This is a genomic window from Enterobacter sp. 342, from assembly GCF_036663495.1.
In the GTDB taxonomy this organism is placed as follows: Bacteria; Pseudomonadota; Gammaproteobacteria; order Enterobacterales; family Enterobacteriaceae; genus Enterobacter.
Window position 1 is genome coordinate 17,606 of sequence record NZ_JAWUEI010000003.1, and the last position, 10,825, is coordinate 28,430.

Genomic DNA, 10,825 nt, shown 5'->3' on the forward strand with positions numbered 1-10,825 from the left:
ACGTTACTCCGCAGGCAGGTTTTTGGTCAGGCGCTCAACGGCCCTGACCAGCTCCGCGACGGAACGCACCTGCATTTTCTCCATCACGCGGCGACGATGCACTTTCACGGTGATTTCGCTGACGCCTAACTCGGCGGCAATCTGCTTGTTCAGCATGCCGCTTATCGCAAGCTGGAGCACTTCATGTTCGCGCGGTGTGAGGGACATATGCCGCTGCTTCAGGGCGTAATGCTCTTTATTGCGCACCGCGTTGTTTTCCGCCAGCCGAAGCGCGGATTCAATGGCGTCGATAAGCGCGTTAGATTCAACGGGTTTGGTGAGAAATTCGTAAGCGCCGCCCTTAATAGCGCGCACCGACATCGGGATAGTGCCGTGGCCGGTGAGAAAAATAATCGGGATCTCGCGCCCGGTTCCCTTGAGGGTATCTGCCACCTCAAAACCCGAGATGGTGGGCATTTGCATATCGAGGACCACGCACGACGGTAGCTCTTCAAAGCGGTGCTGAAGAAACGCTTCTGCCGATGAAAAGCCGATAGCGTTCAGGCCTGCCGATCCCAGTAACCCGATTACGGCGTGCCTGACTGCGTCATCGTCATCAACCACATACACAATGTGTTCCATTCACCGCCCCGGTGCTGATTTACATGTCGAGGATGTAAACAGTTCCGACGGGTACGTAAGAGACTGTTTATGCTGACTTTCATCTTAACACATTAACTATCATTATCATTTAACAATATGATAACCGTGTGAAGATGAAGTATAGCGAGCCGTGGTGGGGCGGTTAAGGAATGAAACGCTGATTTTATGCACCGACAAGCTGTCTGTCTCAGAGGACTTTGACCCGTAAAACAGGCTACACTCTGGTTTTGAGCGCGATAAGCTGAGGAAATAACAATGCACTACACACTGAAAGAAAGTGACAAGGATAAGGCAGAAGGGGCAAACGGCGCAGGCGCACTGCAGCAAAAACTTCTGGAATCCCGTTCGATTGTCATCTCTGGTGAGATCAACCAGGAACTGGCGCAGAAAGTTATCACCCAGATGATCCTGCTGCAAAGCGTAAGTAACGATCCGATCAAACTGTACATCAACAGCCAGGGCGGCCACGTGGAAGCGGGTGATACCATCCACGATTTCATTAAATTCATCCGTCCTGACGTGCACGTCATTGGCACCGGCTGGGTTGCGAGCGCCGGGATCACCATCTTCCTGGCGGCGAAAAAAGAACATCGTTATTCACTGCCAAATACCCGCTTCATGATCCACCAGCCGCTGGGCGGCGTACGTGGTCAGGCGACGGACATCGAAATCGAAGCGCGTGAGATCATCCGTATGCTGGATCGCGTGAATAAGCTGATCGCTGACGCTACCGGCCAGCCGCTGGAAAAAGTGAAAAAAGACACCGACCGTAACTTCTGGATGTCTCCGGCTGAAGCGCTGGATTACGGTATCGTGGGTAAACTGATTACTCATTATGACGAGTTGAAGCTCGATTAAGCGCTAATATCGTGTATGTGTCGGGTGGCGGCTTCGCCTTACCCGACCTACGCAAGCTCGTTTGACCCATGACAAGTTCCCCCTCCACCGTCTCCCCTATAATCGCGCCTGTTTCCCCTCTCACTGGTGCTACCCATGGCGTATCAACTGAACCTGAACTGGCCGGAATTTCTCGAAAAATACTGGCAGAAAAAACCCGTTGTGCTGAAAAATGCCTTCCCGAATTTTGTTGACCCGATTACCCCGGACGAGCTGGCTGGCCTGGCGATGGAGCCGGAAGTCGATAGCCGTCTGGTGAGCCATTTCAACGGTAAATGGCAGGCCAGCAATGGTCCGTTTGAGCACTTTGATGGTCTGGGTGAAACCGGCTGGTCGCTGCTGGCACAGGCGGTGAACCACTGGCATATGCCTGCGGCGGAGCTGGTGCGTCCGTTCCGCGTATTGCCAGACTGGCGTCTGGACGACCTGATGATCTCCTTCTCTGTTCCGGGTGGTGGCGTAGGCCCGCATATCGATCAGTACGATGTGTTTATCATTCAGGGGATGGGTAGCCGCCGCTGGCGCGTTGGGGACAAGCTGCCAATGCGTCAGTTCTGCCCGCATCCGGCGCTGCTGCATGTCGATCCATTCGAGCCGATCATCGACGAAGATCTGGCTCCGGGCGATATCCTCTATATTCCACCAGGATTCCCGCACGACGGCTTTACCCATGAAACCGCGCTCAACTACTCTGTCGGTTTCCGTGGGCCAAATGGACGCGATCTGATCAGTAGTTTTGCCGATTACGCGCTGGAAAACGATCTGGGGGGAGAGCATTACAGCGATCCGGATCTGACCTGCCGCGAACACCCCGGCCGCGTGGAGCAGTATGAGCTCGATCGTATTCGCCAGATGATGATCGACATGATCAGCAAACCTGACGATTTCACGAAATGGTTCGGCAGCTTTGTCTCTACGCCGCGTCACGAGCTGGATATTGCTGCTGCGGAACCGCCATACTCAGCGGAAGAGGTGATTGATGCGCTGCAGGGCGGCGAAAGGTTATCTCGCCTGAGCGGACTGCGCGTACTGAACATTAACGGCAGCTTCTTTATCAACAGCGAACTGCTGGAAACGGTAGATGCGAAGGCCGCAGATGCGTTGTGTCGCTACACCGAACTTGGTCAGGCCGAGCTGGGCGATGCGCTGAAAAACCCGGCGTTTGTTGAAGAGCTCACCGGGCTGATTAACCAGGGATACTGGTACTTCGACGAGTAGTGCGGTCTGTCGCCCGGTGGCGCTTCGCTTACCGGGCCTACGGGCGATAAGATGTAGGCCGGGTAAGGCGAAGCCGCCACCCGGCAAAAAACCGCACTACTCCTCCATCGCAATGACAATCGCCTCGCCCATCTTCTTCAGTGCATCACGATTTTTGTCCGTCGGGGGCAGCGCCACGTTGATCCGCAGGCAGTTGCGATACTTTCCGGAGGCGGAAAACAGCGACCCGGCCGCCGCCTGGATCTTCAACCGACACAGTTGTTTGCTGACGCACACCATATCCACTTTCTCTGGCAGCTCAACCCACAGCAGGAAACTTCCCTGCGGACGCGTCACGCAAATCCCCGCCGGAAAATACTGCCGTACCCAGCAGGTATAGGTTTCCATATTCTGCTGATAGATCTGACGCATACGGCGCACGTGGCGATGATAATGGCCGTCGCGAATAAACGCCGCCACCGCCATCTGGGTGCCGGGCACGTTAAAGCCACCTGCGGCGTATTTCATGTGCATCACCCGGTCGTAATAGCGTCCCGGGACAATCCAGCCGACGCGCAGACCCGGCGCAACGGTTTTGGTAAATGAGCTACAGAGGATCACGCGACCATCAATATCCATCGAATGAATGGTGCGCGGGCGCGGATATTCCGCCGCCAGCTCACCGTAGATATCATCTTCCACAATCACGATGTCGTGCCGCTGGGCCAGCGCCAAAACCTGCTTTTTACGCGCTTCCGGCATGATGAATCCCAGCGGGTTATTGCAGTTTGGCACCAGGATCACCGCTTTAATCGGCCACTGTTCCAGCGCCAGTTCTAACGCTTCAATGCTGATCCCGGTTTCAGGATCGGTGGGAATTTCAATCGCTTTGATGTCAAAGCCGCGCAGCATCTGCATGGTGCCGTGAAACGACGGCGACTCGACTGCCACGATATCACCCGGCTTGCAGACTGAGAGCAGAGCAATCGACAGCGCGCCGTGGCAGCCGTTGGTGATCACAATCTCATTCGCCGCTACGGTCGAGCCGCCATCCAGCATCAGACGGGCGATCTGCTCGCGCAGCTCAAGGCGGCCGTCGAGTACGTCATAGCTCAACATCTCGCTCGGGTTGTGTTGCGCGATACGGCTCATCTCGCGCCACAGAGGCTTCAGGCTGGGCTGGTTAATGTCCGGTGAGCCGCCACCGAAGGAGATCATCTCTTTGTCGGCGCGGGCATCCAGCAGCATCATCACCTCATCCCATTGTGTCACGTCCACGGGCCGCTGCACCGGGCGCGTCATGGCCGGAACGGGGGGCTGGGATTTACGTTGTGAGACAAAATATCCGGAACGCGGCTGGGGGGTGATCAGCTGGAGATTTTCGAGGATCTGATAAGCCTGCTGTATGGTGCTGATACTCACGCCGTGCTCCTGGCTCAGCGCACGTACCGACGGTAAACGTTCCCCGCTGCGATACAGCCCTTGTTCAATGCGTTCTGCCAGAAGGTTGGCCAGATGTTGGTAGCGCGTCATGCTGTATCCTTTGTTTTCACCATGCAGATTGTAAAACCAGTACAGATTGCCGCAAAAAACGGCATGCAGATACTGTTTTAGCGGATCTGTATGTTAAACAAAAGCTGTTTTTGAATCTGTATTATGCATGCCGTTTTCCCTGATGATATCCCCACTGGCACAGCGAGGAGAGCATCATGGAATTCTATGAGAATCGTTCAAAACGTCCGTTTATTGCGTTTGTCTGGATCGCGAAAACGCTACGCAACTGGTACCGCATTCACCGTACCCGCCGCATTCTGAGTCAGATGAGCGACGAGCAGCTCAGGGATGTCGGGTTGTCGCGGCATGATGTATGATCGTCCCGGCCGGGTAGGGGGCAGCCGCTACCCGGCAATGTTCAGCTCAACAGCGCAAGCGTCTGCTGTTTCGGCCTTTCCAGCAGTTCAATCGCTTCCTGATACGTCCGCACATTGTTATAACCCATCACCAGCCCATAGCGTTTACCCGACCCGCTATACCACTCCGAGAGCGCATTCACCTGTAACTGCTGTTCCTGCCAGCAACGGGCGATTTCTCTGTCGCAACTGCCTTTCGCCAGAAAGGCCACAATATGCATCCCGCCATCGTTTTGCTCGGTGAAAAACAGATCGCCATACACCTCGCGCAGGGCGGCAATCATCCAGTCGCGGCGGGTCTGGTATAGCGCACGCATCTTTTTCAGGTGACGGAAAAAATGGCCTTCGTTGAGAAACGCGGTGAGGATCTTTTGCGTCAGTACAGGCTGGCCGCTGGTGGTGATGTCTGCGCAATCGGTAAACGCCCCGACGGTGCTGGCGGGCATCACCACATAACCCATGCGCAGCGACGGCATAATGGTTTTGCTGAAGGTACCCATAAAGATCACCCGGTCGTGCTGGTCGAGGCTTTTCAGCGAAGGCAGTACCTTGCGGGTGTAATGAAATTCACCGTCGTAATCGTCTTCAATAATCCACGCTTCGTTCTGGCTGGCCCAGTCGAGAAGCTGCTGTTTACGCGGCAGGGAGAGCGTCACCGCCAGTGGGCTCTGGTGCGACGGGGTGACAATGGCAAAACGCGCATCGCGATGGTGACGAAGTAGATACTCCGTGTCGATGCCGCAGCGATCGACCGGTACCGTGTGCAGGCGCGGCACGATCCGCTTGAGCAACTGCTGGCCCATAAAGTAGCCCGGATCTTCAAACACCACCTTATCACTGCGGCTGGCGAGGGTGTCGAGGATCAGTCGCAGGCTGCCGCTGTAGCCGCTGGTGATCAGCACCTGTTCGGCGCTGCAGGAGAGCCCGCGTGAGATGTTGAGATAGCTGGCGATGGCCTGGCGCAGCGGATACCAGCCCAGGACTGGCGGGTTGAGCATCTCCTCCTGGCGCATGGCACGCGTTGCCTGGCCTGCCAGCAGCAGCCATTTTTTATACGGGAAGCTGTCGAGCGCGGGGATGCCGGGTCGCAGAAAACCGGCTCGTTCGCGCTGGCTGATAAGCGATGCCGGAAGCGTACCGGTGGGCTGTTCCGCAGGGGCATTTTTCTCCGACAAGAGTAAATCCGGGTTGACCCGCGTGCCGCGCGCGCCCTGACTCACCAGATACCCTTCGCCCGTCAGGATGGCATAGGCCGTTTCGACGGTTTTGCGCGCCACTTTCAGCTCTTCGGCCAGGACCCGAATAGCAGGCACTTTGTCGCCAGGCTTCAGCACGCCGCGCGTGATGTTGTCGCGATAGCGGGTATAGATCTCGTGATAACCCGGCTTCATGTCCTACCTCATTTCACGTTTTTTGTATCTTTTTACTATGTCATGAACGGCGTAGATTTGCCTCATCGCATGACACATGCCGCACAAAAAAGAGGAAAGACAATGAGCACTCGCGTTAACCACCATAAAGCCACTCCCGCCCTCGCCAACGCGCTGTCTGCCCTGAGCATGGAGGTGGCGAAAACCTCCATCGACCCGGCGCTGAAGCACCTGATCGACATTCGCGTGTCGCAGCTGAACGGCTGCACCTTCTGCCTGGATATGCACTCGAAAGAGGCCAAAATTGCCGGCGAGCGCGAGCTGCGCCTGTACCATCTGGCGGCGTGGCGTGAATCCCCGCTGTTCAGCGCCCGCGAAAAAGCCGCGCTGGCCTTCACCGAAGCGCTGACCCAGATTGGTGTGCATGGTGTGAGCGATGCGCTCTACCGCAGCGTGGCGGAGCACTTCTCGGACGTCGAGATTTCAGAGCTGAATTTCGCCATCGTGGCCATCAACGCCTGGAACCGCCTGGGGATCACGTCCCGCATGGCACCTGGCTCGCTGGACGCGGCTTACGGGCTGAATAAGGCTAACCTGGAATAATCCCGCGCTCGCGGATCATCGCCACCAGCGCCCGTAGTCCTGGCGGGACGTGGCGGTGGCCGGGGTAATACAGGCGCAGCCCGGCAAAGGGCTGCGCCCAGTCGTTCAGGACGCTCACCAGTTCTCCACTTTCAAGCTCTTCCCGGATATACAGTTCCGGCAAAAATCCCACACCTAATCCCGCTTTCACGGCGCGGATCGAAGCAAAAAGATCGGACGTCGCAAAGCGCGGCGGCACGGCAAGCGCGTACGTTTCACCCCGACGCGCCAGCTCCCAACGGTAGATCCCGCCGTGGGCCATACGCATGCCGATCCCCTGGTGTTGCAGCAGATCGTCCGGCGTCTCGGGTATGCCGTGCAGGGCGAAATAGCCCGGCGTAGCGGTGACAAGCTGGCGGATCTCTCCGGTCAGCGGCACGGCGATCATGTCCTGAGGCACGGACTCTTCAAGGCGGATCCCCGCGTCATAACCTTCAGCAACGATGTCGATCATCTTTGCTTCGCTTACCGTTTCCACGCGCATTTTCGGGTAGCGGATCATAAAGTCGATCAGCAACTGATCCAGGAATAGCGTGCCGATATTGTTTGGCACGTTCAGACGCAGCGTTCCGGCGGGTTCCCCGGTATCGCTGTGGATCTCCTCGCTGGCGAGACGGATCGCCTGCAATGCTGGGCCAATACGTGCCACGTAGCGCTGTCCGGCATCGGTGAGCGCCACGCTGCGGGTGGTGCGGTTAAAAAGGCGGGTATCAAGGCGACTCTCCAGCCCGGCGATAGCATTGCTCACCGCCGTGGCGGACATCCCCAGCTCCTGCGCCGCGCCGCGAAAGCTACCGCGCCGCACGACAGCCATTACCACTTCCAACTCTGTCAGACCTGAACGATGCATAGATTATCCTGAAAATCGAAACAACCCTTGCAGCATAGCGTGGATTATCGCAACGGAGAAGCCGTGCCAGACTGTCCTTACACAACCTCAGGAGGGTTATATGCACACTATCGAGCAGATCTTTATTAACGGCGAATTTGTTACCCCGCACGGCACCGAACGGTTTGATTTGTACAACCCGGCGACGGCGCAGGTCATAGGGCAGGTTCGCCTGGCGGATGAGGTTGACGCCGGGCGCGCCATCGCGGCGGCGAAAGCGGCGTTTCCGGCATGGTCGCAAACCTCAAAGCAGGAGCGCATCGCTGCGCTGAAGCGTATGCACGCGGCTGTGGTGGCTCGTCATGACGATCTGCTGGAAGCCGTCATCGAAGAGTACGGCGCGCCGGCCTCGCGCTCGGCGTGGATGGCCAGCTATCCGGCAGATGTTATTGCTCAGGCGATAGAGGCGCTGGAGGCGTTTGAATTCGTGACCCCCGCAGGCGCAGCAACGGTGCAGATGACCCCGCTTGGTGTGGCCGGGCTGATTACGCCGTGGAACAGCGACGCGGGCTTTATCTGCGGCAAGCTGGCAGCCGCGCTGGCAGCGGGCTGTACGGCAGTTATCAAGCCGAGCGAAATGAGCGCCCTGCAAACCCAGATTGTCACCGAAGCGCTGCGTGATGCCGCGCTGCCGCCGGGTGTGTTTAATATCGTCACCGGGCGCGGCGAGACGGTGGGTGACACCATCAGCCGCCATCCGGATGTGGCAAAAATTTCGTTCACCGGTTCGACGAATACCGGTAAGGCTATCCTGCGCAACGCGGCGGAAAGCTTTAAGCGCGTGACCCTGGAGTTAGGTGGTAAATCGCCGACGATCCTGCTGGATGATGTGGATCTGGTTCAGGCGATCCCGCTTGTTATTCAGGCCGGGTTTATGAACAGCGGGCAGGCGTGTGTGGCCGGAACGCGCATTCTGGTGCCGCAGTCGCGTAAGATGGAGATCGAAACCGCGCTGGCGCAGGCCGTGGCGGCGGTGAAATCCGGTGACCCGCGCGATAACGAAACGGATGTCGGCCCGATGGTCAGCGCAAAGCAGTGGCAGCGGGTGCAGGGTTATATCCGCAAGGGCACAGAAGAGGGGGCACGCCTGCTGGCGGGCGGTGAAGGGCGACCGGAAGGCACGCAGGACGGCTGGTTTGTGCGTCCGACGCTGTTTGCCGACGTGAATAACCAGATGACGATTGCCCGCGACGAGATTTTTGGCCCGGTGCTGTGCGTGATCCCCTATCAGGACGAGGCGGAGGCTGTCGCCATTGCCAACGACACCGAGTATGGCCTGAGTGCGATGGTGCTGAGCGGTGATGTGGAGCGTGCGCGTCGCGTGGCGCAGCAGATTGTCTCCGGTCGCGTGCTGGTAAACACGCTCACTCATGAACCGAAAGCACCGTTCGGCGGGTTTAAGCACTCTGGCGTGGGGCGTGAGATGGGTGAGTGGGGGATTCGGGCGTTTATGGAGCCGAGGTCTATTCTGGGCTAAAACTTCGCTATTCACCGAAGCATTGTGCTTTTCCATCCCGCATGCTCTCCTCAACATCACCACGGAGAGACCCTCATGATCGCAGTCATTTTCGAAGCCAAAGCCGCGCCAGCCCATCAGGCGCGCTATCTTCAGCTTGCCGCAGAGCTTAAGTCTTTGCTGGCCGACATCGACGGCTTTATTGATATCGAACGTTTCCAGAGCCTGACCACCGACGGCAAAATTCTGTCCCTTTCCTGGTGGCGTGACGAAGAGGCTATCCGTCACTGGAAGCAGAACGTTTTTCACCAGGCGGCGCAGGCTGAAGGACGGGAGTCAATTTTTGCGTACTACCGCATTCGGGTGGCGCAGATGGTGCGGGAGTATAGTTCCGAAACCGGAGGGCATGCCGATGTATGACGTTCATGTGATTTTCAGCGACAGGCCCGGTGAACTGGCGCGCTTTGGGCAACTGTTAGGCCGCAATGGCGTGGGGCTGGAGGGCGGTGGTGTATTTGGTACCGATGCCCATTTTCTCGTTGAGGATGGAGAAAAAGCACAACGTGTTCTGATGGCGGCAGGATTTACCGTGCAGGCGGTGCGCAAGCCGATTATCAGGAAACTCAGGCAGGAGCGGCCCGGCGAGTTAGGCGATATCGCGGCGGCGCTGGCGGCACGCGGTGTGTCTGTTCTTACTCAGTACAGCGACCATGCAAATCACCTTATTCTGCTGACGGATGATGATAAGCTTGCCGCAGAGATCACCGAACCCTGGGCGACCCATGTTAAAAACGAGCTTACCGCCAGATAACAGTGCGGTGCTGGAACAGGCCATTGCAGCGGTGGCGGCGGCAATGGCCGATCCGTCGCGCGTGAAGATGCTCTGCGCACTGATGGACGGACGCGCGTGGACGGCTACCGAACTGAGCACCGCGGCAGATGTTGCACCGTCGACCGCCAGCGGGCATCTCGCCCGTCTGGTGGAAGGGAAGTTGATTACCTGCCTCTCTCAGGGTCGTCACCGCTATTATCGCCTTGCCGGGCACGACGTGGCGGAGCTGGTGGAGCAGATGATGGGGCTCTCCTGGAGTCGCATTACGCCGCCGGAAACCACCGCGCCGAAAGCCATGCGGGAAGCCCGGACCTGCTACGACCATCTGGCGGGTACGGTGGCGGTGCAGATCTACGATTTCATGCTTGCGGAAGGTTGGCTGGAGGCAAACGGTTCAGCGCTCACGCTATATGGCCGTGAGCAGTTCCTGAAACTCGGCATTTCGTTAAATGCTCATTCCCGCCGCAAGGCCTGCTGCGCCTGCCTCGACTGGAGCGAACGGCGGTTTCACCTGGGCGGAGAAGCCGGCGCGTTGCTGCTCGCGCATCTGGAAAGTAAAAGCTGGATCCAGCGGGTGGCGGGGTATCGGGAGGTGGTGGTGACGGCATTGGGGAAGAGCGCTGTAAAGAGGCTTTTTAGCCGCTGAACTCCGCTGTTGGCTGAGGAATCCCAGTAATTTTTTACCTGAAGCGATTAACGTTTCTTCGGCAAAATTAATGGCTTACAGCGACTCCCTGGTCCGGCTGTAAATCGCCGAAGCGTTTCCGTAAGGCCGGGGCGAGGCGCAGGGATGCGCCGAGAGGGCGTGGCCTGCAGGGATGCAGGCTCATGCCCGACCCGATAGCCTGAAGGAATAAGCTGAGGGTACCGCGAAGCGGCGATTTACCGCCGGGAGCCCGGGTCGCCAGGGCGGCGGCGATTGAGCCGCCCTGGCACGTTCACAGGTCATGCTGTTATAGAGTAGCAATGAACATAAAGTGAACGGAATGA

Annotated in this window: 12 protein-coding genes; 8 read left to right on the top strand and 4 right to left on the bottom strand. The window is 57.8% G+C overall.

Translation table 11 applies throughout. The features are described from left to right. Positions 1-3 precede the first annotated feature (3 nt). On the bottom strand, positions 4-621 hold the full coding sequence (locus tag V6E55_RS03325; RefSeq protein WP_114979190.1) for a response regulator transcription factor: 618 nt from the start codon (positions 619-621) through the stop codon (positions 4-6). A 276-nt stretch (positions 622-897) separates the two neighbouring features. On the opposite strand from V6E55_RS03325, the gene V6E55_RS03330 reads away from it, so the two are divergent. Together V6E55_RS03330 and V6E55_RS03335 are read left to right on the top strand one after the other, a co-directional pair. Next, positions 898-1,500 carry an ATP-dependent Clp protease proteolytic subunit gene (locus tag V6E55_RS03330; protein WP_028016528.1) on the top strand — a complete coding sequence of 201 codons (603 nt, stop codon included), beginning with the start codon at positions 898-900 and terminating at the stop codon, positions 1,498-1,500. Positions 1,501-1,635: 135 nt separating this feature from the next. After that, on the top strand, positions 1,636-2,757 hold the full coding sequence (locus V6E55_RS03335; RefSeq protein ID WP_114979191.1) for a ribosomal protein uL16 3-hydroxylase: 1,122 nt from the start codon (positions 1,636-1,638) through the stop codon (positions 2,755-2,757). A gap of 96 nt (positions 2,758-2,853) precedes the next feature. Here the strand turns inward: V6E55_RS03335 and V6E55_RS03340 are convergent, their stop codons facing one another. Further along, positions 2,854-4,269 (bottom strand): aminotransferase-like domain-containing protein, encoded by a 1,416-nt coding sequence (locus V6E55_RS03340; RefSeq protein WP_316942170.1) that lies wholly within the window; start codon positions 4,267-4,269, stop codon positions 2,854-2,856. A 176-nt stretch (positions 4,270-4,445) separates the two neighbouring features. Between V6E55_RS03340 and V6E55_RS03345 the strand changes: the two genes are divergently transcribed. Continuing rightward, entirely contained in the window at positions 4,446-4,607 is a 162-nt protein-coding gene (locus tag V6E55_RS03345; RefSeq protein WP_129996776.1) for a DUF1127 domain-containing protein, read from the top strand. Between the two features lie 41 nt (positions 4,608-4,648). Here V6E55_RS03345 and pdxR read toward each other — a convergent pair whose 3' ends face one another. After that, positions 4,649-6,037 (bottom strand): MocR-like pyridoxine biosynthesis transcription factor PdxR, encoded by a 1,389-nt coding sequence (gene pdxR, locus V6E55_RS03350; RefSeq protein WP_316942171.1) that lies wholly within the window; start codon positions 6,035-6,037, stop codon positions 4,649-4,651. A gap of 102 nt (positions 6,038-6,139) precedes the next feature. Between pdxR and V6E55_RS03355 the strand changes: the two genes are divergently transcribed. Further along, entirely contained in the window at positions 6,140-6,619 is a 480-nt protein-coding gene (locus tag V6E55_RS03355; protein ID WP_008501331.1) for a carboxymuconolactone decarboxylase family protein, read from the top strand. On the opposite strand, the gene V6E55_RS03360 is transcribed toward V6E55_RS03355, so the two are convergent. Next, positions 6,606-7,508 carry a LysR family transcriptional regulator gene (locus V6E55_RS03360; protein ID WP_316942172.1) on the bottom strand — a complete coding sequence of 301 codons (903 nt, stop codon included), beginning with the start codon at positions 7,506-7,508 and terminating at the stop codon, positions 6,606-6,608. The two genes, V6E55_RS03355 and V6E55_RS03360, sit on opposite strands and share 14 nt — an antisense overlap. A 100-nt stretch (positions 7,509-7,608) precedes the next feature. Between V6E55_RS03360 and V6E55_RS03365 the strand changes: the two genes are divergently transcribed. The 4 genes from V6E55_RS03365 (at position 7,609) to V6E55_RS03380 (ending at position 10,481) form a co-directional block, all read left to right on the top strand. Beyond that, complete coding sequence (locus V6E55_RS03365; RefSeq protein WP_316942173.1) at positions 7,609-9,024, top strand: aldehyde dehydrogenase family protein; 1,416 nt, start codon at positions 7,609-7,611, stop codon at positions 9,022-9,024. Between the two features lie 75 nt (positions 9,025-9,099). Continuing rightward, positions 9,100-9,423, top strand: coding sequence for an antibiotic biosynthesis monooxygenase family protein (locus V6E55_RS03370; RefSeq protein ID WP_316942174.1), 324 nt, complete (start codon positions 9,100-9,102; stop codon positions 9,421-9,423). Next, positions 9,416-9,814 (top strand): amino acid-binding protein, encoded by a 399-nt coding sequence (locus V6E55_RS03375; RefSeq protein ID WP_129996772.1) that lies wholly within the window; start codon positions 9,416-9,418, stop codon positions 9,812-9,814. Before V6E55_RS03370 ends, V6E55_RS03375 begins: the two co-directional genes overlap by 8 nt. Beyond that, the gene (locus tag V6E55_RS03380; protein ID WP_316942175.1) at positions 9,786-10,481 is read left to right on the top strand and encodes an ArsR/SmtB family transcription factor; all 696 of its coding nucleotides are present in this window, start codon (positions 9,786-9,788) and stop codon (positions 10,479-10,481) included. Before V6E55_RS03375 ends, V6E55_RS03380 begins: the two co-directional genes overlap by 29 nt. Positions 10,482-10,825: the final 344 nt, after the last annotated feature.